At 43.8% G+C, this 25,057-nt stretch carries 25 protein-coding genes; 3 read left to right on the forward strand and 22 right to left on the reverse strand.

Annotated features, from left to right (window positions below):
- Positions 1 to 11: 11 nt before the first annotated feature.
- From ruvX to cymR, 13 genes are all read right to left on the reverse strand, one after another.
- Positions 12 to 437, reverse strand: a complete 426-nt coding sequence (gene ruvX / locus ACIQXH_RS02535; RefSeq protein WP_402869699.1) for a Holliday junction resolvase RuvX — start codon at positions 435 to 437, stop codon at positions 12 to 14.
- A complete protein-coding gene (locus ACIQXH_RS02540) occupies positions 437 to 706 on the reverse strand; it encodes an IreB family regulatory phosphoprotein (protein WP_402869701.1) in 270 nt (89 codons plus the stop codon). The genes ruvX and ACIQXH_RS02540 overlap by 1 nt, the downstream gene beginning before the upstream one ends.
- A 67-nt stretch (positions 707 to 773) precedes the next feature.
- Positions 774 to 3,410 carry an alanine--tRNA ligase gene (gene alaS / locus ACIQXH_RS02545; RefSeq protein ID WP_402986356.1) on the reverse strand — a complete coding sequence of 879 codons (2,637 nt, stop codon included), beginning with the start codon at positions 3,408 to 3,410 and terminating at the stop codon, positions 774 to 776.
- Between the two features lie 308 nt (positions 3,411 to 3,718).
- Positions 3,719 to 4,795, reverse strand: a complete 1,077-nt coding sequence (locus tag ACIQXH_RS02550; protein WP_403121997.1) for an AI-2E family transporter — start codon at positions 4,793 to 4,795, stop codon at positions 3,719 to 3,721.
- Between the two features lie 208 nt (positions 4,796 to 5,003).
- Positions 5,004 to 5,222 carry a hypothetical protein gene (locus ACIQXH_RS02555; RefSeq protein ID WP_402869707.1) on the reverse strand — a complete coding sequence of 73 codons (219 nt, stop codon included), beginning with the start codon at positions 5,220 to 5,222 and terminating at the stop codon, positions 5,004 to 5,006.
- Positions 5,212 to 5,673, reverse strand: coding sequence for a PRC-barrel domain-containing protein (locus ACIQXH_RS02560; RefSeq protein WP_402869709.1), 462 nt, complete (start codon positions 5,671 to 5,673; stop codon positions 5,212 to 5,214). The genes ACIQXH_RS02555 and ACIQXH_RS02560 overlap by 11 nt, the downstream gene beginning before the upstream one ends.
- A 589-nt stretch (positions 5,674 to 6,262) precedes the next feature.
- On the reverse strand, positions 6,263 to 7,030 hold the full coding sequence (locus ACIQXH_RS02565; protein ID WP_403121999.1) for a TPM domain-containing protein: 768 nt from the start codon (positions 7,028 to 7,030) through the stop codon (positions 6,263 to 6,265).
- Entirely contained in the window at positions 7,030 to 7,596 is a 567-nt protein-coding gene (locus ACIQXH_RS02570) for a LemA family protein (RefSeq protein WP_402869713.1), read from the reverse strand. Before ACIQXH_RS02570 ends, ACIQXH_RS02565 begins: the two co-directional genes overlap by 1 nt.
- Before the next feature lie 111 nt (positions 7,597 to 7,707).
- Positions 7,708 to 10,134, reverse strand: a complete 2,427-nt coding sequence (gene recD2, locus ACIQXH_RS02575; RefSeq protein ID WP_403122001.1) for an SF1B family DNA helicase RecD2 — start codon at positions 10,132 to 10,134, stop codon at positions 7,708 to 7,710.
- A 39-nt stretch (positions 10,135 to 10,173) separates the two neighbouring features.
- Entirely contained in the window at positions 10,174 to 10,839 is a 666-nt protein-coding gene (locus ACIQXH_RS02580; RefSeq protein ID WP_403122003.1) for a tetratricopeptide repeat protein, read from the reverse strand.
- A gap of 141 nt (positions 10,840 to 10,980) precedes the next feature.
- Positions 10,981 to 12,096 (reverse strand): tRNA 2-thiouridine(34) synthase MnmA, encoded by a 1,116-nt coding sequence (mnmA, locus tag ACIQXH_RS02585; RefSeq protein ID WP_403122005.1) that lies wholly within the window; start codon positions 12,094 to 12,096, stop codon positions 10,981 to 10,983.
- Positions 12,097 to 12,123: 27 nt separating this feature from the next.
- Positions 12,124 to 13,269 (reverse strand): cysteine desulfurase family protein, encoded by a 1,146-nt coding sequence (locus tag ACIQXH_RS02590; RefSeq protein ID WP_402958319.1) that lies wholly within the window; start codon positions 13,267 to 13,269, stop codon positions 12,124 to 12,126.
- 200 nt (positions 13,270 to 13,469) lie between these two features.
- Positions 13,470 to 13,889 carry a cysteine metabolism transcriptional regulator CymR gene (cymR, locus tag ACIQXH_RS02595; RefSeq protein ID WP_402869723.1) on the reverse strand — a complete coding sequence of 140 codons (420 nt, stop codon included), beginning with the start codon at positions 13,887 to 13,889 and terminating at the stop codon, positions 13,470 to 13,472.
- A gap of 340 nt (positions 13,890 to 14,229) precedes the next feature.
- Between cymR and ACIQXH_RS02600 the strand changes: the two genes are divergently transcribed.
- Together ACIQXH_RS02600 and ACIQXH_RS02605 are read left to right on the forward strand one after the other, a co-directional pair.
- The gene (locus tag ACIQXH_RS02600) at positions 14,230 to 15,195 is read left to right on the forward strand and encodes a nuclease-related domain-containing protein (RefSeq protein WP_403122007.1); all 966 of its coding nucleotides are present in this window, start codon (positions 14,230 to 14,232) and stop codon (positions 15,193 to 15,195) included.
- A 154-nt stretch (positions 15,196 to 15,349) separates the two neighbouring features.
- Entirely contained in the window at positions 15,350 to 16,621 is a 1,272-nt protein-coding gene (locus ACIQXH_RS02605) for a replication-associated recombination protein A (RefSeq protein WP_403122009.1), read from the forward strand.
- Between the two features lie 28 nt (positions 16,622 to 16,649).
- Here the strand turns inward: ACIQXH_RS02605 and ACIQXH_RS02610 are convergent, their stop codons facing one another.
- The 6 genes from ACIQXH_RS02610 to ACIQXH_RS02635 all read right to left on the reverse strand — a co-directional run bounded on the left by ACIQXH_RS02610 (position 16,650) and on the right by ACIQXH_RS02635 (position 22,247).
- On the reverse strand, positions 16,650 to 17,297 hold the full coding sequence (locus ACIQXH_RS02610; protein ID WP_403122011.1) for a DUF2642 domain-containing protein: 648 nt from the start codon (positions 17,295 to 17,297) through the stop codon (positions 16,650 to 16,652).
- Positions 17,298 to 17,524: 227 nt separating this feature from the next.
- Complete coding sequence (locus ACIQXH_RS02615) at positions 17,525 to 18,718, reverse strand: DUF2642 domain-containing protein (protein WP_403122013.1); 1,194 nt, start codon at positions 18,716 to 18,718, stop codon at positions 17,525 to 17,527.
- Between the two features lie 199 nt (positions 18,719 to 18,917).
- Complete coding sequence (locus tag ACIQXH_RS02620; RefSeq protein ID WP_403122015.1) at positions 18,918 to 20,204, reverse strand: hypothetical protein; 1,287 nt, start codon at positions 20,202 to 20,204, stop codon at positions 18,918 to 18,920.
- A gap of 186 nt (positions 20,205 to 20,390) precedes the next feature.
- A complete protein-coding gene (locus tag ACIQXH_RS02625; RefSeq protein WP_403122609.1) occupies positions 20,391 to 21,080 on the reverse strand; it encodes an ABC transporter ATP-binding protein in 690 nt (229 codons plus the stop codon).
- Positions 21,080 to 21,457, reverse strand: coding sequence for a GntR family transcriptional regulator (locus ACIQXH_RS02630; protein ID WP_402869737.1), 378 nt, complete (start codon positions 21,455 to 21,457; stop codon positions 21,080 to 21,082). Before ACIQXH_RS02630 ends, ACIQXH_RS02625 begins: the two co-directional genes overlap by 1 nt.
- Positions 21,458 to 21,461: 4 nt before the next feature.
- A complete protein-coding gene (locus ACIQXH_RS02635; protein WP_402869739.1) occupies positions 21,462 to 22,247 on the reverse strand; it encodes a hypothetical protein in 786 nt (261 codons plus the stop codon).
- Between the two features lie 152 nt (positions 22,248 to 22,399).
- Between ACIQXH_RS02635 and tagU the strand changes: the two genes are divergently transcribed.
- On the forward strand, positions 22,400 to 23,329 hold the full coding sequence (gene tagU / locus ACIQXH_RS02640; protein WP_403122017.1) for a polyisoprenyl-teichoic acid--peptidoglycan teichoic acid transferase TagU: 930 nt from the start codon (positions 22,400 to 22,402) through the stop codon (positions 23,327 to 23,329).
- Positions 23,330 to 23,789: 460 nt separating this feature from the next.
- Here the strand turns inward: tagU and ACIQXH_RS02645 are convergent, their stop codons facing one another.
- From ACIQXH_RS02645 to ACIQXH_RS02655, 3 genes are all read right to left on the reverse strand, one after another.
- Positions 23,790 to 24,248 (reverse strand): hypothetical protein, encoded by a 459-nt coding sequence (locus ACIQXH_RS02645; protein WP_403122018.1) that lies wholly within the window; start codon positions 24,246 to 24,248, stop codon positions 23,790 to 23,792.
- 137 nt (positions 24,249 to 24,385) lie between these two features.
- Entirely contained in the window at positions 24,386 to 24,874 is a 489-nt protein-coding gene (locus ACIQXH_RS02650; RefSeq protein WP_403122020.1) for a VanZ family protein, read from the reverse strand.
- On the reverse strand, positions 24,871 to 24,999 hold the full coding sequence (locus ACIQXH_RS02655; RefSeq protein ID WP_403122022.1) for a YwzD family small protein: 129 nt from the start codon (positions 24,997 to 24,999) through the stop codon (positions 24,871 to 24,873). The genes ACIQXH_RS02650 and ACIQXH_RS02655 overlap by 4 nt, the downstream gene beginning before the upstream one ends.
- Positions 25,000 to 25,057 lie beyond the last annotated feature (58 nt).

Consider the following 25,057-nt stretch of genomic DNA (forward strand, 5'->3'; position numbering starts at 1 on the left):
TTATCTTCACCTCATATTGAATTTGTTTGTCTGTCCAAGAACCCTTGTAGAATCATGACAGCTGCCATTTTATCAATGACTTTCTTGCGTTTACTTCGGCTCACGTCCGCCTCGAGAAGGACACGTTCAGCTGCCATCGTTGTCAACCGTTCGTCCCAGAGAAACACTGGCAGCTTGAATTTCCATTCTAAGCGCTTGGCGAATTCTTGACTGATTTCGCCGCGCGGGCCAATGGTTCCGTTCATGTTTTTCGGGAGACCAATGACAATCTTAGAAACTTCGTATTCTTGTATGATTTCCTTGAGACGTTTTAAGCCGAATTCGTTTCCAGCTTCGTTAATTTTGATTGTTTCCAATCCTTGTGCAGTCCAACCCATCGCGTCACTCACGGCGACACCGATGGTTTTTGAACCTAAATCAAGACCCATTGTGCGCATTAGTATTCCTCTCGATGGTTCTTAAGATACGATTTGACCAATTCTTCAATGATTTCATCGCGTTCCAGCTTGCGGATTAAGTTGCGAGCATCCATATGGCGCGGGATATAGGCCGGGTCACCTGATAATAAATAACCGACAATCTGGTTAATCGGATTATACCCTTTTTCCTGGAGAGCCACATACACTTTTGACAAGACTTGCTGAACATCTCTTTCGAATGGTTCTTCAGGGAAATTGAACTTCATCGTTTTATCAAAGGAACTCATTATCATACACCTCTCCTCAGCGTCTTAGAATTCCATCATTACCTCATTGTACAACACTTTTCACTGATTATGAAATCGTTAGGACCCATTCTTCAACAAAATTAAGTGCCGCATCCAATTTTTCTGGGTCTTTCCCACCTGCTTGTGCCATATCTGGGCGTCCACCGCCTCCGCCACCGCAACGTGTAGCGACTTCTTTAATCAATTTACCTGCATGGAAACCGCGATCGATGTAATCTTTCGTAACGCCGGCTATTAAGTTGACTTTATCTCCTTGAGCCGATCCCAACACGATAATGACTGAATCAAGTTTTTGTTTTAACTCATCTGCCATCGCACGTAAATTATTCATGTCAGTAGCTTGGACTTTGGCCACAAGGACTTTCACGCCATTGATTTCTTTTACGTTCGAAACAAGGCTTCCCGCTTCGATATTGCTTAATTTAGCAGCAAGGCTGTCGTTCTCACGTTGAAGTTCTTTAGCATCCGCCAAAATGGTTTCGATTCTTGCAGGAACATCTTTCATATTCGTTTTCAATTTAGACGCTGCATCCTTCAATACATGAATCTGTTCAGCCATCAAGTTGTAGGCTCCCGCTCCTGTAACGGCTTCAATCCGGCGTGTACCTGCCCCGATGCCACTTTCAGAAACAATTTTGAATAAGCCGATCACTGCTGTATTCGGTACATGGACACCACCACATAGCTCAAGGCTATAGTCGCCTATTTGAACGACACGGACAATCTTGCCATATTTCTCACCGAATAGGGCCATCGCACCCATCGCTTTTGCTTCTTCGATATTTTTATATTCCGTATTCACTTGTAAGCTTTGCCAAATTTTTTCGTTTACAATCGTTTCGATTTGTTCAATTTCTTCTGCCGTAATCTGACCGAAGTGGGAGAAGTCAAAACGAAGGCGTTCCGCTTGTACAAGCGAGCCGGCTTGATTGACATGCGTTCCTAAGACATCCTTCAAAGCTTGGTGTAGAAGATGTGTAGCCGTGTGGTTTTTCGTAATCTGGATGCGGTTTTCTTGATTGACCGCTGCCATGACTGTTGCATCAGTTGTTAATGTACCCGCAGTAACCGTGACACGGTGTAGGTTTTGGCCATTCGGTGCTTTTTGCACATCAAGGACATCCACTTTCACCAATTCACTCACAAGCGTTCCTTTATCGGCAATCTGCCCGCCACTTTCCGCATAGAATGGCGTTTTATCCAGGATTACCTGTACATCTTCGCCTTCATGTGCTTCCGTCGTAAGCTCACCATTTTTCACGATGGCTACGATTTTCGCTTCAATTGAAGCTTGATCATATCCGACAAATTCACTTTCGACTTTAATCTCACCTAATATTCCACCTTGGATTTGCATGGAGTCTACATCTTGACGAGCAGAGCGTGCACGTTCGCGTTGTGCTTCCATCTCTTTTGTGAAGCCATCTTGGTCAACTGTCATGCCTTCTTCTTCCGCATATTCCTCCGTCAATTCAATCGGGAAGCCGTATGTATCATACAAACGGAATGCATCGCTACCAGGAATGACCGTGTTGCCTTTTTCTTTTTCCTTCTTGATGACTTCAGAAAGGATTGCAAGACCATCATGAAGCGTTTCATGGAAACGTTCTTCTTCATTTTTGACCACTTTCGCAATGAAGTCCTTCTTGTCGAGAACTTCTGGGTAGAAATCCTTCATGATTTCGCCCACCACTGTCACAAGTTCAAACATGAATGGACGGTTGATGTTGATTTGCTTAGCATAACGAACCGCTCTGCGCAGTAAACGGCGTAATACATAGCCTCTTCCTTCATTGGATGGAAGTGCCCCATCCCCAACAGCGAATGCCACGGTCCGGATATGGTCGGCGATGACTTTGAATGCCACATCTTTCTCGGGATCGACACCATATTTCACATCGGCGATTTCTTCTACCGCATGAATGATCGGCGTGAAGAGGTCCGTATCATAGTTGGTTGCTACATTCTGCACGACAGAAGCCATACGCTCAAGCCCCATGCCTGTATCTATATTTTTCTTTGGAAGCGGTGTGTAAGAACCGTCCGGATTATGGTTGAATTGAGAGAACACAAGGTTCCAGACTTCTAGATGACGTTCATTTTCGCCACCTGGGAATAATTCTGGGTCATTCGGGTCATCTCCATATTCAGGTCCACGATCATAAAAAATCTCCGTATTCGGGCCACTCGGACCTTCACCGATATCCCAGAAGTTTTCTTCCAGACGAATGATTCGTTCAGCAGGAATGCCGATTTTCTTGTTCCAAATCTCGAATGCTTCTTCATCTTCCGGATGGATGGTTACGGCTAACTTTTCTTTGTCGAAACCAATCCACTTTTCGTCGGTCAGGAATTCCCAAGCCCATGTGATCGCTTCTTCTTTAAAGTACTCACCAATGGAGAAGTTACCAAGCATTTCAAAGAATGTATGATGACGTGCTGTTTTCCCCACGTTCTCGATATCATTTGTACGGATTGCTTTTTGAGCATTCGTAATTCTTGGATTCTCAGGAATCACCCGTCCGTCAAAATATTTTTTCAATGTGGCTACCCCGGAATTGATCCATAGCAATGATGGATCTTCATGCGGAACCAATGACGCGCTTGGTTCGATATTATGACCTTTTTCACTAAAGAAATCTAAATACATTTGGCGGATTTGAGCACCAGTTAAATACTTCATCTATATATCCTCCTCTAAAAAATATGTAATTTTGCGCACGACAAAAACTCCCATCCCAAAAACAGGGACGAGAGTCAACTCGCGGTACCACCCTGATTATGGACACATAAAACACCTTGTCCATCACCTTCATAAATGCCTTAACGCGGCAAGACGGCAGGTATTAACTGCTCTCCGGACTAGCTTTCTGCTGCTCTTCACCTCGCCATCCCTTTCAGCCTAAGGGGATGCCTCTCTTTTAGATGGTCTTCAGCATACTTCGTCCTTCAACGAATTATCTTATGTATTGGATTATATTCACAAGAGTTTTATTTGTCAACAAGCGGCGGCCTCTTTCTGAAATGAACCCTGGCATGCTGCACGAAAACTTTCAAAATGGCCAAAATCGGGATCGCAAGCACCATTCCAATAATTCCGCCTACCTCACCACCAGCCAGGAGGGCAAACATGATGAAAAGTGGGTGCATATGAAGGCTTTTCCCGACAATAAGTGGCGACAAAATATTCCCTTCAAGAAATTGCAGGATGGCCACGATGACAACGACGATGATCACCATTTTGACAGAAATGGTAGCGGCTATGATGACCGCTGGAATGGCCCCGATGATAGGACCAAAATAAGGGATTACGTTCGTTATCCCGATGATTGCACCCAATAATAAAGGATATTCCATCCCGGTGATCCAAAAAAGCAAGGATGAAATCACGCCGATCGCAGCACATACGATAATCTGTCCCCGGATATATCCCCCAAGAGAAGCATCGACATCTTGGACAAAGGCACGGCCCTGCTTGCGCCACCTTTTCGGCGTCATGTACCAGGCCATCCTTTTCAAAGAAGCAAAATCTTTCAGGATATAAAAAGCGATGAATGGGATAATGCCAATTAAAAGGACAAAATCGAATAGTTTCAAGGCGAAGTCCATCAGCTTTTCCGGCATTTCACTTAACCAATTTTCAAAAAGGACAACGCCTTCCTCGAATCGTTCGTGGATCCCGAACGGCCAGTCTGCCGTTTGATGATTAAGCTTTTCCACCCTGCTCCGATATTGTTCAACCAGTTCCGGAACACTCTCCGAAAGTTCCCGTACTTGACTGGTCATCATGGGAATTCCCTTATATACCGCAAATCCGATCCCTCCGAAAAAAACCAAATAAATAATCACAATCGATAGCCAACGGCGCATCCCTTTTTTGTTCAAGAATTCCACGACCGGATGCAGCAAGTAACTAATGAACGCTCCGATGAAAAATGGCAGTAGGACTGTTAAAACCACCGTAACAACGGGACCCCACATAGGCTTCAGTTTCATAAAAATATAGATGATGAAAAATAAGAGCAACAAAAAACCGAGCCGATAAAACCATTTCATGCGAATACTCACCTTACCCACCTCCCTAGCCCACTTATTATTCGAAGGGGAAGGGTTTTTCATACCCATATACTAGAAAAGCGATGCAGTCATTGCATCGCCTTTTCAAATGGTTAGAGCATCGATTTTATTTTCTTTCGAATTCTCTTCATTTTTTTGTTTATCGTTTTAGAATTCATCATGTTCATGAATCGTCTAGCCATTACATGCACCTCTTCCGTTAATTACATTTGAAGCGGCGGTCATTTTCCTCGAACAAATCATCCAAAGAGCTTAAACTTCCATCTTCTTCGACCTGATGCGTGTTGATCAAACCTTCAGAAATGGTCATTTCTATAAAACAATTCCAACAATAAAATTGGTTTACGCCAATTTTCCCGACATCCTTACTGCGACAATTCGGACATTGTATTTCCAAAATGGACACCTCACTGTTCATAAACTGAAACAATGATGGCATCCTTCCCTAAAGTAGGTGGTTGTTTTGACTCAATCACTGTCGATTCTGAGAAAAAACCATCCGTTGTTTCATACGCTATAATCGTGCCCATTTTTTCCAGAAAATATACGTCCTGCAGTAAGCCTAGCTCGTCGCCCATTTCTGAAAGAAGCATACGACCCACTACCTGATCCTTTGAAAACCAGATGGAATCGTCCATCATTTTCTTTGGTGTCATATCCTGTTGCAGGACGACCCCATCGGGACCAAAGGAAAAGATATCTTCCAGTGCCAGAAGAAGATCCTTCTTGAATAATGCTTGCCGATGGATGACCAGACCGTTCACCAGCCCAGCATCTGATAGTGATAAATCGTGAACCATCCCGATTTTCTCGCCCTGGGCAGTAAAGACCGGCAACCCCTTCAATACAGAAAACGTCCGCAAAGTCATCCCGCCCCTCCGAACATTTTTAGTATTTCTTCCTCCCCTCCATTAGATGTACTGAAAGGTTTTCCATTCCTTTTTTCAGCAAAAAAAAAACGGTTTCCCGATCCTCAGAATGTAGATAAACTCTATAAAAATCGAGTTTGTCTATACTTTTTTATGGCTTGTACAATGTGGACGTTGATTTCCACTCCAGGTACTCGCTTTCCGCGGGCGGTCCGCGAGCCTCCTCGGCTTTCGCCTGCGGGGTCTCCCGTAGACACGCTTTTCCCGCAGGAGTCTCGTACCTTCCGTTCCAATCAACTTTGTTTTAACTCATAGATAAAACCCTATTCCCCCTTGAGACGATGAGGATGCTTTCTAAACACGAGTATATTCAGCGAGCTCGACTTGATATGATTACGGAAAAATCAACTGGTGGCATCGAACATTTGGTTCATAAAATGGAGGCTGCCCTGAATGTATAGAAGATGCCCAATTGGACATGGCAAGTTTAGGCAAAGATTCGAAAGGAATTTCAAAAGGGGAGCGGAACTTAATAATTCCACCCCCCTTTTGTCTACACTCTGAAGACCGGTTTCCCGGTCCTGCCTTTCTACCAACCCCTGCTGGAACCTCCGCCTCCCGAGCTTCCTCCGCCTCCGCCTCGAGGACCGCCACCGCCACGGCCGCCCCCTCCGCCTCCGCGACTGATGAACATCAAGAGGATATTGAGTAAGGTTTGAAGGAAAAATCCTTTGAAAAGTTTAGCATCCAAAAAGACCACAATAATCGCTACGATGATGATGAGGAAAATCTGAATGCCCGATAGCTGAGTGTTTTCTTCCGGTTGTACGGCATAATCTTGATAAAAGTCTTCCCCTAGATTGTACTCTTTTAAAACCTCATTATAGACGGCCTTATATGTTTCAGTCAGAGCAAGATTGTATTGATTCGCCTTCAAATGCGGAATGGCCACATTGTCCAATATCTGTCCTGATTGGATATCCGTAATGGCCCCTTCCAATCCGTACCCCACTTCGATCCGAATTTTCTTTTCCTCGACAGCGAGGACAATAAGGACTCCATTGTTCAATTCCGCATCGCCGAGTTTGAATGACCTTAAAGCTTCCACAGAATATTCTTCGATTTCGGAGCCTTCCATGGAATCGACGGTCAACACGGCAACCTGTGCTTTGCTGGCATCCTCCAACCTTTTTCCCAACTCAATTAACTCGGATTTTTCCTGCTCATTCAATACGCCGGCAAAGTCCTGGACGTAGATGTCACCAACTGGTTTTGGGATATTCGGTTCTGCTGCGACTACGTTTGCAAAGTTGAAAGTGAAAAGGAAAAGGAGCGCAAACACAGCAAGTTTTTTCATTACTTATCGCTCCCGAAATCAACCTTTGGTGTTTCTTTATCTTGTTCACTCACTTCATAATACGGTCTCGTATCAAAGCCAAATGCACCTGCCATCATGTTCTTTGGAAAACGTTTAATTTCCTTGTTATACGAGGTGACCTGGTCGTTATAATCTTTTCTCGCCACAGTCAAGCGGTTCTCCGTTCCTTCCAAGCTATCCATAAGACTTTTGAAGTTCTCATTAGCCTTAAGATTTGGATACTTCTCCACTACAACCAAGAGACGGCTCAAGGCCCCGCTCAGTTCTTGATCAGCACCGATTGCATCCTCGGTAGTATTGGCACCGGCTAACTTCGCACGGGCATCACTGACCGCTTTAATGGCCTCCGTTTCATGTGAGGCATAACCTTTTACCGTTTCCACAAGGTTCGGGATTAAATCCGCCCTTCGTTTTAATTGGTTATCCACCTGTGACCACTTATTGTCCACATCTTCACTGCTGCTGACGAGGCTGTTATAGGAAGTCGCGCCAAAAATGATAAGCAGGACCACGACTACTAGTCCGATTAACCAACCCTTTTTCATACTGTTTCCCCCTTATTTTGATTCTAAGTATAATTACATTCTATATTTATTCCACTAAAACTATGAGTTATAAACTAAATCTAGACAAAAAGCCGAAGATTTAATCTTCGGCTACATAAAATCATATGGTGTAACATTGCCCATACCAATCATTGGATCTGCAAGCAGGAGCACATCAAGATAGCTTTCCTCATGTTCCGGCACTCCTGCTTTTCCATCCAATCCTGTATCTTCCTTAGCAGGTAAATCTCCATCCAAGGTTTCCCGGAGCTTTTCAAGCAAGGTCGTTTTCCTGCGCATTTCATCGTTGCGCTCGATACCCAGGCGGAAAGCATCTTCTTCACCGCATAGGATCAGGAAACTTTTGCTTCGCGTTATGGCTGTATACAATAAGTTCCGGCGTAGCATCCGGTAGTAACTTTTCACGACAGGTAAAATCACGATCGGAAATTCGCTTCCCTGTGATTTATGGATTGAGCAGCAATACGCGTGCGTAATCTGGTTCAGGTCCTGCTTCGTGTAGGTCACTTCAATGCCTTCAAACGAGATGATCACCTTATCTACATGATCCGTATTTTCCTTTGCGAACAGAATCGAGACAATTTCACCCATATCTCCATTGAAGACGCCCTCCTCCGGCTGATTCACCAGCTGGAGAACCTTGTCACCCGTCCGGTAGACGACATCACCGAATTTGATTTCGCGACGCTTTTCATCCTTATTGCTATTGAATACTTCTTGCAGCATCTTATTCAAAGCGTCAATTCCTGCAGGCCCCCGGTACATCGGTGCCAGCACCTGAATATCCTTGGCCGTGAAACCCTTCGTCCTGGCATTCGCGACGACTTTCTCGATCACCTGAGCGATTTGTCCGGTCTGACAACGAATGAACGAGCGATCTGCCTGCTGCTTCGTCACATCATCTGGAAGCCGGCCTTTTTTTATATCATGGGCGAGTTCAATGATTGATGACCCATCTGCCTGACGGTAAATATGTTCAAGACTGACAGTGGGCACACACTTTGACCCGAGCAGATCTTTGAGTACTTGACCGGGTCCCACCGATGGAAGCTGATCTTCATCACCCACCAAAATCAGCTGGACATTTTCCGGCAACGCTTTAAATAACTTTTGGGCCAACCACGTATCCACCATGGACACTTCATCAATGATGACAATTCGTCCTTCGAGTGGATTATCTTCATCATGAGCAAAACCCTCGCTTCCGTTCCATCCAAGCAATCGATGAATGGTCACCGCCGGAAGTCCAGTGGACTCTGCCATCCGTTTTGCCGCTCGACCTGTAGGAGCCGCTAGGACGAATGGAAAAGGATCTGCCCCTTCTTTTTTATAATCGTGGATGTCCATCGAAACCCCATGAAGTTCCGCATACAACTCGACGATTCCTTTAATGACAGTCGTCTTCCCCGTACCTGGACCACCCGTCAAAATCAACATCGGCGATTGGAGCGCCGTTTGGATCGCTTCTTTTTGTGCAGGAGCATAGGAAACATTGAGCCGTTCTTCCAGCTTTCCAAGCGCAAGTAGGAATTCCGATTCCGGAAACTGGTCTTCGTACTCCGTTTGGGCTAGCAAGCGCTTTATGTTCGCTACGATTCCCTTCTCCGAATAGTAGAGGGACGGCAAGTAAATACGTTGGTCTTCAACAATAATTTTGCCCAGCTCGGTCAATTCGATTATTTCCGAGGAAATATTCGTAAACTCTATTCGGTCCCGCTTATTTTCCTCTAGCAACCGTTTGACGGCTTCTAATAACTGCTCGGCCTCTATGTAGATGTTTCCATCCTGTAAGCATTGAGATTCAAGCGTATATAAGCAGGCAGCCTTGATGCGATCGGGATGGCTGCCTGAAATGCCTAGCTGGTGGCCAAGCTCATCGGCACGTCCAAAACCGATCCCTTCTATATCCTCCACAAGTTTGTAGGGATTCCCCTGAAGCATCGTGACGGTATCCTGTTTATACGTTTGATAAATCTTCATCGATAACTGTGGACCAAAGCCATATTGATTCAGGGCAATCATCACCTGCTCGAGGCCCTGGTGCTCGACCAATGTATCGTAAAGGCTCTTCGCTTTTTCACCTGTCAGCTTCGGAATATCATCAAGAATGGATGGCTGGGCCAGAATTTTGGAAATGGCATTCTCCCCCAGCTTTTCAACAATGCTCTCGGCAGTCTTTTTCCCGATGCCCTTGAATAGTTCACCGGATAAATAACTGACGACGCCTTCCTTGGATCGGGGAAGGTCTTTCCGGAATTGTTCCACATGGAATTGAAGGCCAAACCTGGGATGCTCCTTCAGGGCCCCATAGAATATATACACCTCATCTTCATGCATCCTCGGAAAATACCCGGTAACGACCGCTTCCTTCTCATCATAATTCAAATTTGTTTCATCCAAACGGATTCTGACAACCGAATACATATTATCTTCGTTATGAAAAATCGTCACCAAATGGCGGCCTTTCATAAACATCTTCTCTTCAGAAAACAAATCCATCGAATCCTGCTGAGCCAACGCTTCTCCCCACCTTTCCCATGCTTTTATCCATTCTATTTATTCAGCAGCCATTTCTTCCATCAGCTTCTTGCCATGCGCCGCTAGCATATGATCTGGCTGTGCTTCCAGTGCCTTTTCAAAATAACCGATGGCAGCCTTGGAATCTTCCTTATGCCCTGCATACGCCACACCTAGATTATAATAGGCATCCGCATGACCAGGGTCTTGTTCCACCACAATATTCAACTGTTTGATTAACTCATCATATAATTCCGCATTGGCCAGGCAAAGCGCAAATTGGAACCTCGCATCCACATCTTCGGGACTCAATTCCACCGTTCTTTGCAGATAAGGCATCGCCAATTTCGGCTGGTCCAACGCCATCAATGTCAGTCCAAGCATAAAGTAAGCATCACTGTTATCAAGGCCCAAACGGATTGCCTTTTCAAACATATTCTTCGCTTCAACTAACTTAGAATCCACTTCGTAATATAAGTTCCCTAATGAATAATAAGCAGCCGCTGCATTTTCATCGAGTTCGATTGCCTTTTTATAGAACTTAACGGCTTTATCCGTCTCGCCAACCGCAGTCAGCACATTTCCAAAGTTTATGTAAGCAACTGGCTCAGTCGGGTTTTCCTCAATTGCCTCATTAAAAACCTTCGCCGCTTCCTCATATTTTCCTTGCTGCATAAACTCAATACCTTGTTGATTCTTATCCATCCTAATTCACGCTCCATTTTTTATTGAAAAGTATAGCATATGCTATCACATTTTTTTATGTATATCATTGACGCCATTTCAGGTCTTTCTACAATGCAAACAAAATCCCCAACCGCAAATACAGCTGGGGACATGCTTATTTTACCCTACGTAGGTCAGTTTTTCACCTTTTTTAAACACTTCATCAATCGTGCCGCCGCCTAGGCATACTTCACCGTCATAGAATACGACGGATTGCCCTGGCGTAATTGCCCGGACCGGCTCGTCAAATACGACTTCGACATCCCCGTTTTCCAGGACTTTCACCGAAACGCCGCTATCCACTTGGCGGTACCGGAATTTAGCCGTACACGTAAATTCAGTGGCTGGCATGTGTTCGGCAACCCAGCTCATCTTCACGGCTTTCAGTGAATCAGAGTAAAGTACATCATTGTTAAAGCCTTGGCACACATATAAAACATTGCGTTTCAAGTCTTTACCCCCTACGAACCAAGGTTCGCCGCTTCCACCGATACCAAGGCCGTGGCGCTGACCGATTGTATAATACATCAAGCCATCATGTGTACCCATGACCTTTCCGTCCATCGTGGTCATTTGACCAGGTTGCGCCGGTAGATATGTGCTCAAGAAGCCTTTGAAATCCCGTTCCCCGATAAAGCAAATACCGGTTGAGTCTTTCTTCGTTGCCGTCGCAAGACCCGCTTCCTTCGCAATTTCACGGACTTCCTTCTTATCGATATGTCCAAGAGGGAACATGACTTTTTCCAGCTGTGTTTGCGTTAACTGGTTCAAGAAATATGTTTGGTCCTTATTATTATCCACGCCGCGAAGCATCTTGTACTCGCCATCTTGGTACTTGACCTGTGCATAGTGACCTGTCGCCACATAATCGGCACCCAGGCTCACCGCATGCTCAAGAAAAGCCTTGAACTTGATTTCCTTATTGCACATCACGTCCGGATTCGGTGTCCGGCCCGCCTTGTACTCCTCCAAGAAGTATGTGAAAACCTTATCCCAATACTGCTTTTCAAAGTTGACCGCATAATAAGGAATTCCGATTTGGTTACAAACCGCAATCACATCATTGTAATCTTCCGTTGCTGTACAGACCCCGTTTTCATCCGTATCATCCCAGTTTTTCATGAAAATCCCGACCACGTCATAGCCTTGATTTTTCAAAAGCAGGGCAGACACAGAAGAATCGACGCCCCCTGACATCCCAACGACGACGCGGGTGTCTTGTGGTGCTTTCTTCATTCTGTCACCTCATCTATTTACAAAAATTTATTGTTGTACTAATCTTTTAACGATCTTCACGGTTATTTCTGCCGCTTCCCTGACTTCCTGCTCGGTATTGTTCAGACCAAAGCTGAAACGAATCGCATTCTTCGTCCGCTCCGAACCTTTTCCAAACATCGCGACCAAAACATGCGACGGTTCAATGGACCCCGCCGTACAAGCAGATCCGCTTGATACCGCGACGCCGGCCAAGTCCAAATTCACGAGCATCGATTCAACATTCGTACCAGGAAAACTGACATTCAACACATGTGGAAGCGCGTGCTCCCTCGATCCGTTAATTTCATATTGTACCTCTGCCTTATCAAAAACGGCAAGCAATACGTCTTTGAAAGAGTTGTATTGCTCCGTTTTACTCTTCATCGTACTTTGGGCAATGGAAACGGCCTCGGAAAAACCAGCGATTGCCGGGACACTTTCCGTACCAGCGCGCCGTTTCCGTTCCTGTTCCCCACCGTATAAATGAGGGGCGAACTTCAATCCATCACGCATATATAAGAAACCGGTTCCTTTTGGTCCATTGATTTTATGAGCGGAAACACTCAATAAATCCACGCCCAGCTCCCGGACATCGATAGGAATCAAACCATAAGCCTGCACGGCATCCGTATGGAAAAGGGCCTGGTGCTCCCTCAAGAGTTGTCCGATTTCAGCAATCGGCTGGATCGAACCCACTTCATTATTGCCAAACATGACGGAAACCAAAATCGTATCGTCCCGCAATGCCGCTTTTAAATCAGCAATCGAAATGAGCCCCTCTTCATTCACAGGTAAATACGTGACCTCAAAGCCAGACTTCTCAAGGAATTGACAGGTATGCAGAATTGCATGATGTTCAATCTCTGTTGTAATGATGTGCTTGCCTTTTTTCTCATTCGCATGCGCAGCCCCGATAATCGCCGTATTATCCGCTTCCGTTCCACCACTTGTAAAAATGATCTCATTCCGTCCCGCATTGATACTTGCGGCAATATTCGAACGCGCTTCATCTAAAACATGACGCGCTTCCCGCCCGAACGCATGAATGCTCGACGGATTCCCAAAGTCATGGCTCATGACCGTCATCATCTTATCAATCACATTCGGATGCATCGGTGAAGTCGCAGCATGATCTAAATATATTCTGTTCACTTTTTTGTCGCCTCCATAGAATAGTTAGGCAATGCTCTATGATTAACCTGACTCTCGTGTTTACTAATAAAATGAAACTTGCAAAAAAATGCCTATTCACATAGGATTTTACCTTTAAATCAACCGGTAGTCCAATAATGGTTGTAAGATAGAACCCTTTTGAATAGGTATTTTTGCTTCATATTAATCTGTAGCCCCAATTAAATATAGTACATATAATCGTTTGTTTCACCATTGTCCTTGTAATTCGCCAAATCCACGAGCGTCGTATTATCAAGGACTTCTTTAACCGCATCGCGAATCCGGATCCAAAGCTGGCGTTTCACCGGCTCTTCATCCTCAATTCCTTCAACCGGGGTAATCGGTCCTTCCAACACGCGAATCACATCACCAGAAGTAATCTCATGAGGATCTTTCGACAAGACATATCCGCCATATGCACCACGAACACTCTTCACCAATCCTGCATTGCGAAGGGGCGCAATCAACTGCTCCAAATAATGCTCAGACAAATTATGCGTTTGAGCGATCGACTTCAAACTCTTCGGACCTTCACCATAATGCTTAGCAAGCTCAATCATGATCGTTAAGCCATACCGGCCTTTAGTAGATATCTTCATTTATATACACCTCAAATTATTAATCCGTTACTAAATTCTCTTGAAATTATAGCATATACCCAGTAGAAATGCATTCACCCACCCTCCATTTGTCAAATTATTCTAATTGGAGAGGTGGGGAAAGGGGTTGGATGGTAATGCCGGTGGTTGGATTATTGTCCTGTGTGGTCGAATTATCTTTAGTTGTGGTTGATTTACTCCCTTGCGTGGTTGAATTATCAACTAAGGTGGTCGAATTCCTAACTCGTTCTAAAATTTGACATATTTACTTTTGAAAAGAATAGGAAAAATAGTAAGAATTGAAGAATCTATAGGTAAACGATTGAGAGGAGAAATTACTTTGATTGTTAAAGATTGCGAGATTCCTATAAAACTTCAGATGATACAGGCGCTTATTAAACGATTGCCCATCACCCATCCAATTCACCCCGTCCTAAGTTCAGACTTTAACAGAAACATGGCAGGTTACAAAGGCGAACATCGAGTGATTCATGCTCTAAAATCCCTTCCTGAAAAAAAGTATCTAATCTTTCATGACCTACGTCTACTCGCCTCTCCCTATCCCTTTCAAATGGACATTTTGCTACTCACTCCATGCTTTATCCTAATTCTTGAAGTGAAGAACATTGCCGGTGAGCTATACTTTGACAAAGGGTTCAATCAACTAATCCGCACTAAGTCAGATGGTCAAAGAGAGGCCTTTGATGACCCTATTTTACAAGTGAATCGCCAGCGCTCCCTACTAATCGAGTGGTTAAAAACAAAAAACTGGTCAATCCCAATCGAAACTTTAGTAGTTAGTTCGAACTCATCCTCAGTAGTAACTGCTGAAAATAAAGATATTACTTCTAAAGTAGTCATACGCCGAGATTTTCTATTTCATAAAATTAGAGAGTTCATAAAAAAGCATGACGAAGAGAAATTAACAAAAAAAGAGCTGAAAAAAGTTACCAATCATTTATTGAAGGCCCATACTCCTCTTATACCTAATCTTCTGGAGAACTATAAAATTCCTATAACCGATCTAAAAACAGGCGTTTTCTGCCCTCGATGTTCGTCCTATCCAATGAAAAGGAAAAATGGAATCTGGATCTGCCATTCCTGCTCAAACAAATCAAAAGATGCTCACCTTTCATCGCTTCAAGATTATTTCTTCCTCATAAAACCCACCATTACTAACCAACAATTAAGGGAATTTCTCCATATCAATTCTGCATCAACTGCAAATAAACTGCTTAAGGCTATGGACTTGCCTCATACAGGTGTTACGAAAGGACGAGTATACCATTTAAAATTGAAGACTTAACATCGTGGTTGAATTATATTCTTCCGTGGTTGAATTACTGCCTCACGTGGTCGAATTCTCCCCCACAACCGTCGAATTCCCCTCCCCCCAAACGCATATTCTGAGCATTTTCCCCTTTGTTTGTGATACCTTATATAAAAAGGAGAGGTGCGTCATGAATATTAAACCGCTTGCTTTCCGGATGCGGCCCCGTTCGATTGATGAAGTCATCGGGCAGGAGCATCTCGTCGGTGAAGGGAAAATCATCGCGAGGATGGTCAAGGCCAAACAGCTATCTTCGATGATTCTGTACGGTCCTCCCGGCATCGGCAAGACGTCCATTGCGAGCGCCATTGCCGGCAGCACGAAGTTTGCCTTCCGGACACTGAATGCTGTAACCAATAATAAAAAAGACATGGAAATCGTCGCTGCCGAAGCCAAGATGTCCGGCAAAGTGATCCTGCTGCTCGATGAGGTCCACCGCCTGGATAAAGCGAAACAGGATTTCCTCCTTCCCTACCTTGAAAATGGGATGATCACCTTGATTGGTGCGACGACAAGCAATCCTTATCACGCAATTAACCCGGCCATCCGCAGCAGATGCCAGATTTTCGAACTAAAGTCTCTGGAAGTCACTGATATTATCAAAGCCCTCGAACGTGGATTACAAGATGAGGAGCGTGGTCTCGGTCACTATAAAACCGAAGTCAGCACCGATGCTCTGGCACATTTCGCGACCGCTTCGAACGGGGACGTCCGCAGCGCCCTTAATGCTCTAGAGCTCGCGGTCATTTCTACCGAGCCTGACGAATTCGAAACGATTGTCATCGATGTAAAAATTGCCGAGGAGTGCATGCAGAAAAAGAGCTTTTCGCATGACAAGGATGGAGATGCCCATTATGACGTCCTATCCGCCTTCCAAAAATCAATCCGTGGCAGCGACGTGAATGCGGCCCTCCATTATTTAGGACGATTGATAGAGGCCGGTGACCTTGTCAGCATCGCCCGTCGCTTGGTCGTCATCGCGTATGAGGACATTGGCCTGGCGAACCCTCAAGCTGGTCCTCGCGCCCTTTCTGCAGTCGAAGCAGCCGAGCGTCTTGGTTTCCCCGAAGCCCGGATCCCGCTTAGCAATTCAGTGATTGAACTTTGTTTATCGCCTAAATCGAACACCGCCTATAAAGCAATTGACGCGGCACTCGCCGATATTCGCGCCGGCCATAGTGGCGATGTACCCGATCACCTTAAAGATGCCCATTATAAAGGGGCTACCGACCTAGGCCGCGGCGTCGACTATCTCTATCCACACGATTATGAAAGCGGATGGGTGAAACAGCAGTACCTACCAAACAAACTACGCAACAAAAAATATTATCAACCGAAAAAGAGTGGGAAATTTGAACAAGCCCTCGCATCGGTCTATGAGAATATAGAGAAAAAGAAATAACTCCGGATCGTAGTAGATCCGGAGTTATTCATTGTGGAAACTGAAAGCTCTTCACATGCCGCATATTTACGTAAAACTCTTCGCCTTGAGCATCCATCATATGGATGAGACCATCCTTCAATTGTATGATTCTCCCTATGTCCATCGGGTGCTGCCCTAAATCGAGTACCACCAATTTATTGGTCAATTTTTTCAGTTGTTCCTCCAAAGTACGCGCCCAGCTCAGACTGGAAACCTGAAGAAGCTGCTCGCTTTTACTCAATCCGTATGGCCCCTTTTCATCATCACAAACCGTTAGCCACTTTACATGCTCCATGGAGATGAACATCGTTTTATAGGCAGGAGAATGAAAAATGAAATAATTATTCATGATACCCACGATATAGCCATAGATGGGTTTGTTTTTCGTGAACAAAATTTCAACAAAGAGCCCTTTCGCATTCATCAGCATCTTACGAAATGACGTCTCACTGATTTCCGGGTCTTCTCCTCCTTCAATCTCTTCATCTATTATGGGAAAAGAATAATTCTTAATGTGTCGCTGCGGTACATAACGGTACACCTCCCCCGTGTATAGGACTAAAATATCTGTACTTTCTTCTATTAAGTTCCCAAACACAAGAATATTTCCTGAGAGTTCTAGCTCCATATATTGTCCAATATATTTAGAAAACAAATATAGTCCACCTTTCCTTCCTTATGGTAAGGAATCATTCTTGAATCCTGTCCTAATTTGGGACACCCCGGGTTGACCTTTTCAGGGATCCATATAGGAATCACCCCTAGGTCTAGTCCAATAATCGCCCATGCCTTGATCACCTTTTGGACAACCAACATGCCTGTCCCTTTTTAATAAGAAGGCACAACAACTTCATTGGTTGCTGTACCTGTGTGGTCGATCCTTTATAAAGAATTCTTTGAAGCTTTAATCAGGTTCTCAAGCCATATTTTCTTAAACGTATTAACACGTGGTCTGCTGTGGTCCTTTCTATGACGGCGACGACGTTTTTTACATCCATCTGAACTTTCAGGGGAACTGCTTTCACTTGAGGATGAACTTTCATATGAGCTGCTGCTTTCACTTGATGATGAACTTTCATCTGAACTGCTGCTCTCGCATGATGATGAACTTTCATACGAACTGCTGCTCTCACATGATGATGAACTCTCATAAGAGCTGCTTTCACTTGATGAACTTTCAGGGGCTATACATTCACATGAAGAACTTTCATGAGAGCTACTTTCACATGATGATGAACTTTCATAGGAACTGCTTTCACTTGATGAACTTTCACTGGAACTGCTTTCACTTGATGAACTTTCATGAGAGCTACTTTCTCTCGAGGAACTCTCATGGGAAGAGCTTTCTTTGTTTTTATCTTTGTCTTTATCTTTGTCTTTATCTTTGTCCTTATCTTTCCCCCCACCATCATTCTCCCTTGGGAAAAATAGTCCGATGGATTGGATTTGATCTGTCGTGATATAAAATATTTCGTCTTTATTCACGACAACAATATAGTCTTCTTCAACTTGTATCAAGACACCCTCAACCTTTTCAGGGCCACCTGCATGAACCGAAATCCAGGAGTAAATCAATTGAGTAAGAGCTCCATTCAGGGTATCGTTAGGAACATCCGGAAACTCCGGCCATGTGGAACGGAAGGAAACCTCCACAATCGCTACGCTCTTAATAAGAGCAATCGGGAATAGAACGAGCCCGTCCTTCTTAGTCGATAACACGATATATTCTGTAGTTACCTCGACGATCTGGCCGATTTTTGAAGCTGGGCCACCGCCGTTCACCTGAACGAATCGGTTATCTAATGTTTCCAATAAGCCGACGAACGTTGGCGGAAATGCATAGCCATCATCAAAAGGAGGGAGTACATCCTCTTGAGATTTTTTTGCATTAACAACCACGATTTTCAGTTGGGCAATCGTATAATACACGAGTTGCTTCTCTTCAGTCAGAAGGACGATATACTCATCATTCACTTCTATCAGCCTGCCTTCTCTTGAATCAGGCCCGCCTTTAAATACTCTTACAAATTTCCCCTGCAAAGCTTGAAGGTACGGTAAACTAATTATTTCTGCCATTTTTCCTTTAGCCTCCAATAGTTATTTATACTTTAGTGATATCCGTACTGCATATATATGCGCCTTCTTTCTATTGCGGACTCTTCTAAGCACCCATTTTCTAGTAAATCGTCGTTTACCTAGAGAGATTACACGTAAAATAACCATGAACAGGCCTTCCTAAAAAAAATGACCCCGGATTTTCATCCGAGGTCACCTCTTATTTTTCTTTTTTATAGGAAACAGCCACTCTCCCGCTTTCCTGCTGTCCTGACTTGGTTACTGTCACGTACACTTTGCCCGATTTCTTACCGAGCTGCTTTATAGAAAGAGTTAGCTTTTTGCCTTTCGCCGTCCCTTTCACCAACATGCTTCCTTTGCTTTTTGCCTTGTAAATCTTCACGACATCGCCTTTGGCAAGGGAACTGATGACCACGGTATCGGCTTTTCCCTTATGATTCGTCACCTTGACCTGGCTTGTTTTCACAGAAGGCGAGGTTTCGCCCTTAAACGTTTGGGCGACACGATCACTTTCCCTCAAGGGTGATTTCATCACGGTCACGTAGACCTTACCTGTCTTTTTGCCAAGCTGGCTGACCTTAAAACTCACTGAAGTGCCTTTCGCCGTCGTTTTCGCTATGACATTCCCTTTACTTTTCACATCATACACCGTGACGACATCACCTTTTTTCAGGCTGCTTACCTTTACACTATCCGCTTTGCCTGTATTGTTCGTCACATTGATTTGGGAAGCCTTTAATGAACTGGTCCTATCTGAAATCGTAAACTCGTACGGAACATCGACGGAATCATCATAGTTTTCCATCACGAAGTAATAGGTCCCTTTTTTCATATAGGTTGTGAGACTTCCATTTTCATTCGAATTTAATTCTGCCAACTTTTTATTGGAACGATCTTGGATAGATCCACGCCATATCGTGTCCCGTTTTTGTTTCATATTCAATGTGACATTTCCATTTTGCGGAACGACGAATCTAAAGTAATCGCGATCATCAGAGTGACTAATGACCCCTTTATATGTGGCATTCAGGTTGATGGCATTCGCTGTAGCTACCTTATCATTGGACTCTTTTTCGTAATACTGGCTTTTTGTATATTTCGTGGAAAATTGATAATCCGCTTTGGAGCCTTGCCCGCCACTATTGTTGATCCGCACATAATACGTCCCTTTAGGCAAACCTACTTGCACTTCATCAAACCCGGATGTATCATCCTGTCTTTTCGTATAAACGAACGTATAGATGTAGCCTTTACTATTCTGGATATGTCCCTCAAAAGAGGTCTTGGCATTCCGTTTGATCGATAACGTGACATTTCCCGGCTCAGTTAAAATTACTTTATACAAAATCTCCTTCTTATTAGCTAAAGAACCCTTATACATCTTGTTCACGTTAATCGTTTTAGCTTGATTCACGGTCGAAGCCGCATGTACATCCGCTTTTCCTGCCACTGAGAACATAAAGATGCAAGCACCAAACATCATCAAAAACCTTATATACCTCTGTTTCCGCACACGTTTCATTTCCCTTCATATGTAAATTAGTAGTTAAATGATATTAGTTATATTTTCCTATTAATCCATAAGTTTATCAACATTTTCTTATGTGGTAATTATACCCAAAAGCTTTTTTACAATAAAAAGACCCCAAATCCTCATTTGGAGTCCTACTAATCACCTATAATGTGCTTTCATCCATCCCACTACCGATTCCCCGTTTCTTTCACGGATGCCTTCCACTTCCTCTTTGGCAATGATTTGCCCATCCTGGATCAATAGCACTTCATCCAGGACCTTCTCGATATCATCGATTTCGTGCGTCGTGATGATGACCGTTTGTTTTTCAAAATCAATATACGTAAGCAGGCTGCGAACAATCTCTTCACGAACCATCACATCCAAGCCTGAAAATGGTTCATCCAATAATACGATTGGTGCCTCCCGTGACAACGCCAGCACCAATTTAAGACGGCCCCTGTTTCCCTTCGACATAGAACTGACTTTCTTTGAAACATCCAGCTTCATGAATGCCAGCATTTCCATGGCCTTTTTATGATTGAAATCCGTAAACTGCGAAGCATGAAAATCAATATAATGACCAACCGTAAACGCGGGGTAGAAAAAATCCAACTCCGTCAAATACGACACGCAAGAGGCAATCCTCCTGCTTACCTTATCTCCCTCGACCGTCACCTCACCATGATCCGGTTTCACCAAACCAGCAATCAGTTTGAGCAGGGTCGACTTACCGCTTCCATTGGCCCCTAACACACCATAAATCTTTCCTACATCAAACGAAAGTGAAACACGATCCAGTGCCACAATTTTTCCATACTTCTTCGTCACGTCCTGCATTTCAATCATCATTCCACATCACCCCGTTCTGTCAAAAATGCCTGTATCGCCGTGAGCATTTCCGGCTTTGACAAGCCAATCTCCTTCATATTCTCCACGAACGTTTCCATGATTTCCGTTTGGATCCGCACCCGTAACGAAGCGATCAAGCTTGGATCATTTTTAACGAATGTTCCCTGCCCCCTTTTTGTCTCCACAATTCCATCCCTTTCAATCTCAGCGTACGTGCGCTGTATCGTATTTGGATTAACGCCCGTTTGAATAGCCATCTCTCGAACCGATGGTAGCTTTTCACCACTTTTTATCTCCCCGCGGACAATCGAATAACAAATTCGATCCGCTACCTGTAAATAAATCGGCTTTGTCGCATGAAACTCCTCTGTCATACACTTACACCTCGATCTTTCGGTCCAGCAGCCAACATGAAGCTAGGAATAATAACACTAACGTGATGATATCCAACCCGGTTGTCAGAAGGGATATGCCTCCCGTATTTAGGTAAAATTTCAAATTATCAGCCGACATGGTAAATGAAGAGTCACTCAAAACGTCCACGACCCAGACCGTATCCATTTGTTGATAAACAGCCGTACTTTCATACCAGCTCCCCACCATGACCATCCCTATAAATAGAAGGGAAACGATCAGCCAACGAAACGGTTTAATGGCTGACACCCGAGCCAATGCATGGTAAACCACCCATAAAAATAACATGACCAGGGCAAGGAAAAGACTGACCGCCATCAAGAAAATGCCCATCTGAAGCAAATTATAGAATGACATCATACTCTCCGTGTGAAAACTCACACCAAAATGGCTCGTCGGAATCCTCATGGTCACAAAAGTGAGCAGGCAGGCAAACAGCAATGACATCCCCTGGAACAGTACACTGATCAACAATTTACTACCTAGTAGCATCCCGGAAGACTGTGGATTATACAACCAGACTTGTGCCTTACCTTCCACATTCAAACGACTACATATAAGGAAAATCATTATCAGCGGATGCATCATCATAATCATAGGCGAGCTGATGTAAAACAAACCAGCCACTTCGAAATACTTCGCAAGTACATAGGCAACAAACACTAACCCCATCTGTACCAGCAGCAACCAAAGAAGCACCGACTTCCCGATCAGCCACTCCTTTTGCATCAATCCTCTAAATGCTTTCACTTCCCCATCCCCTTTACCACTGTGTTAGTTAAATAGTACACCACTACGCATGTATTGTCAAATATACTATAAAATACCAAAATTCCTATTATTTAAATAGCTAATTTATTATAATAGATTAAGTGATTATAAAGTGAGGAAGGAAGTAGACGATGAGACATGAAAAGAAGAAAAAAAAGAAACGAACTTGGCCAAAAGTAGTCGGCATTATCGTCCTCCTTTTTATACTAGCCGGGGGGGCTTTCGCTTTCTCCGTATGGAATTCCTTAACAAAGACAGTCGAAACCATGCATACACCTATAGAGCGCAGTACAGATAAACGGACCAAAGAACTCGTATTATCGGATTATGAGCCTTTTTCCATGCTGATGCTCGGTGTCGATGAACGGGAAGGCGACAAAGGCCGCTCGGATACGATGATTGTCTTGACCGTCAATCCAAAATTGAAGTCCGTGAAAATGCTGAGCATCCCACGAGATACTCGTACTGAGATTGTCGGACATGGCACCCAGGATAAAATCAATCACGCCTTTGCATTCGGTGGCGCCGCGATGGCGATGGATACGGTCGAGAATTTTCTTGATATCCCGATCGACTATTATATGAAGATCAATATGGAAGGCTTTAAAGATATCGTGGACGCAGTCGGCGGTGTCACCGTCCAAAATGATTTGAACTTCACTGAAGAGGGGACGACCTTCAACAAAGGCATGATCGAACTGAACGGTAAAGAGGCGTTGAGCTATGCCAGAATGAGATACGAAGATCCTAATGGTGATTTTGGGCGTCAAACCAGACAGCGTGCCATTATCGAAGCTGTCATTAAAGAAGGGGCAAGCGTATCAACCTTAACGAGTTACGGCGACGTATTCGACGCGCTAAGTAAAAATATCCAGACTAATTTGACGTTTGATGACATGATGGACATTCAAAAGAACTATAGAGACGCAAGTAATGACATTTCCCAATCATCCATAACCGGTACCGGAACGAAAATCGACGGAATCTACTACTATCTCGTGTCGGAAGAAGAACAAAAAAAGATTCAAACAGAATTAAAGGAACATTTAACCGTCAAATAACGCAAAACGAAAAAGCTGCCTGGACCGCATCCAGACAGCTTTTTCATTTTGAGCATCCAACATTCTGACAAAAAACGGACACCCATTGTAGAGATTTGTTGGAATTTTTGTTGTTTATTAGAGGGGAAAAGACGGTATAATCTAATAAGAGCTAAGAAATTCCTTCTTCCCCTTGAACCTTTCATTACGAGAATCAACTTTCATTAGACACAAGGTCATGTGAATCATCATGCTTAGATCTAAACATTTCAAACAAATAAAAGGAGTGGATTGTATGAAAATCAAGGCAGGTAGTTGGGCAATGCTAAGCAAACAAGACAAAATGTTTATTCTGAAGGCCATCAGTGATCGCTCTAGAATGAAATATGCTTCATGATCACTACCTTAATCCGTCAATTCCCTTATAAATATCCTCTCCCTTTTCGATAAAAGGAGCGAAATGTTGAAAAAGGAGAGGCATCTATTCAAATCGATAATCCCAAAACAGACGCCATTCGCCTTTTTCCTTCACTACATAACAATCCTGTTCGATCGTAAACACACCAAAATGAGACTCAAACACCTGTGTGACAGGGACCCTGTACGCTGTTTTATGGACCTTGCCACCCTTCCCTATACTCCAATCCTTCACTTTCTTTGAATCTCCCACTTCATACTGAAAGGTTTCCACATCCATATGCTGCAAAAAGACATGAGCCCGATTTTGCACATAATCGGCACGAACCGGAAACCGCAGCTTCATTTCAGCACTCAATAAATCCCACGACTTCCCGAATTCCGCCTCACTCTCGTACGCATAGAACTCATCCACTAATCGCTCTGGTCCACTGGGCCAAAGAAAAATGATACAACTCCCCAAAGCTACAATCAGGAAAATAAGAGCCATCATTCCTGTCATTTTCCTATTCCGTCTTCTCATCTTCATCACCTACATAAAGACCTCGCTATCTAATATGTATGGAAGAAATGATAAAAAAGTACAGATGAAGGGATACCTAAAGCATTATATGAGGAAACAGCTTATTAGAAGGTTGAAAGAGGAAATGGCAGACCGAATCAATCACGCTTCCACCATCTATTCGAAAGAAACACGAAAAATATAATACCTAACAGTCCACCGAACGTATCAATCATGACATCTTGCACCATAGCAGTACGTCCGTCCGTATATTTTTGATGAATTTCGTCAGTACTCGCAAAAAGAATGACACACAAGAATGCCCCTAAACAGGAAACCAATGTTTTCTTCTGATATATACTCCAAACGCCAAACATGAAAAAACCCAACACAAAAAAGACAAAAAGGTGAGCACCCTTTCGGACAAAAAACTCCAGAAAACCAGCCACTCCTGCACTTTGAACACTCACCTCAAATCCACCATACATAAACGAAATGCCATCAAATAGTCCGTACCAAAATGGTGTATTAAACGATTCCAATATAGGAGCAAGACTTTGCTCATCATAGGACTGTGAAGATAAAATGAATAATATCAACGCCCATAAAACCACTAAGGCAGGAAACCCCCACTTATGATTCCTCATTTCATAGACTCTTCCATTATTACACTTAACTTCACTTTGAGTTCTTCGACTACTTCGCTCACCGTTATATCCCGTTCAGATTCTCCTTTTGCAAAGGTATCTTTTAATATTTCGTAAAAGTCCATATGAAAGTCAACTCCTCCTAAAAATGTCCCCCATATGAAAGAGTTAGACACTCTTTCA

It is taken from the genome of Peribacillus sp. NPDC097225 (genome assembly GCF_044761955.1).
Taxonomy (GTDB): Bacteria; Bacillota; Bacilli; order Bacillales; family DSM-1321; genus Peribacillus.

What these genes read in the sequence shown, in the direction of transcription:
- ruvX (WP_402869699.1), bottom strand. Translation starts at nt 437, where the DNA reads ATGCGCACAATGGGTCTTGATTTAGGTTCAAAAACCATCGGTGTCGCC.
- ACIQXH_RS02540 (WP_402869701.1), bottom strand. Translation starts at nt 706, where the DNA reads ATGAGTTCCTTTGATAAAACGATGAAGTTCAATTTCCCTGAAGAACCA.
- alaS (WP_402986356.1), bottom strand. Translation starts at nt 3,410, where the DNA reads ATGAAGTATTTAACTGGTGCTCAAATCCGCCAAATGTATTTAGATTTC.
- ACIQXH_RS02555 (WP_402869707.1), bottom strand. Translation starts at nt 5,222, where the DNA reads ATGAACAGTGAGGTGTCCATTTTGGAAATACAATGTCCGAATTGTCGC.
- ACIQXH_RS02560 (WP_402869709.1), bottom strand. Translation starts at nt 5,673, where the DNA reads ATGACTTTGCGGACGTTTTCTGTATTGAAGGGGTTGCCGGTCTTTACT.
- ACIQXH_RS02565 (WP_403121999.1), bottom strand. Translation starts at nt 7,030, where the DNA reads ATGAAAAAACTTGCTGTGTTTGCGCTCCTTTTCCTTTTCACTTTCAAC.
- ACIQXH_RS02570 (WP_402869713.1), bottom strand. Translation starts at nt 7,596, where the DNA reads ATGAAAAAGGGTTGGTTAATCGGACTAGTAGTCGTGGTCCTGCTTATC.
- ACIQXH_RS02580 (WP_403122003.1), bottom strand. Translation starts at nt 10,839, where the DNA reads ATGGATAAGAATCAACAAGGTATTGAGTTTATGCAGCAAGGAAAATAT.
- mnmA (WP_403122005.1), bottom strand. Translation starts at nt 12,096, where the DNA reads ATGAAGAAAGCACCACAAGACACCCGCGTCGTCGTTGGGATGTCAGGG.
- cymR (WP_402869723.1), bottom strand. Translation starts at nt 13,889, where the DNA reads ATGAAGATATCTACTAAAGGCCGGTATGGCTTAACGATCATGATTGAG.
- ACIQXH_RS02605 (WP_403122009.1), top strand. Translation starts at nt 15,350, where the DNA reads ATGAATATTAAACCGCTTGCTTTCCGGATGCGGCCCCGTTCGATTGAT.
- ACIQXH_RS02615 (WP_403122013.1), bottom strand. Translation starts at nt 18,718, where the DNA reads ATGGCAGAAATAATTAGTTTACCGTACCTTCAAGCTTTGCAGGGGAAA.
- ACIQXH_RS02625 (WP_403122609.1), bottom strand. Translation starts at nt 21,080, where the DNA reads ATGATTGAAATGCAGGACGTGACGAAGAAGTATGGAAAAATTGTGGCA.
- ACIQXH_RS02630 (WP_402869737.1), bottom strand. Translation starts at nt 21,457, where the DNA reads ATGACAGAGGAGTTTCATGCGACAAAGCCGATTTATTTACAGGTAGCG.
- tagU (WP_403122017.1), top strand. Translation starts at nt 22,400, where the DNA reads ATGAGACATGAAAAGAAGAAAAAAAAGAAACGAACTTGGCCAAAAGTA.
- ACIQXH_RS02645 (WP_403122018.1), bottom strand. Translation starts at nt 24,248, where the DNA reads ATGAGAAGACGGAATAGGAAAATGACAGGAATGATGGCTCTTATTTTC.
- ACIQXH_RS02650 (WP_403122020.1), bottom strand. Translation starts at nt 24,874, where the DNA reads ATGAGGAATCATAAGTGGGGGTTTCCTGCCTTAGTGGTTTTATGGGCG.
- ACIQXH_RS02655 (WP_403122022.1), bottom strand. Translation starts at nt 24,999, where the DNA reads ATGGACTTTTACGAAATATTAAAAGATACCTTTGCAAAAGGAGAATCT.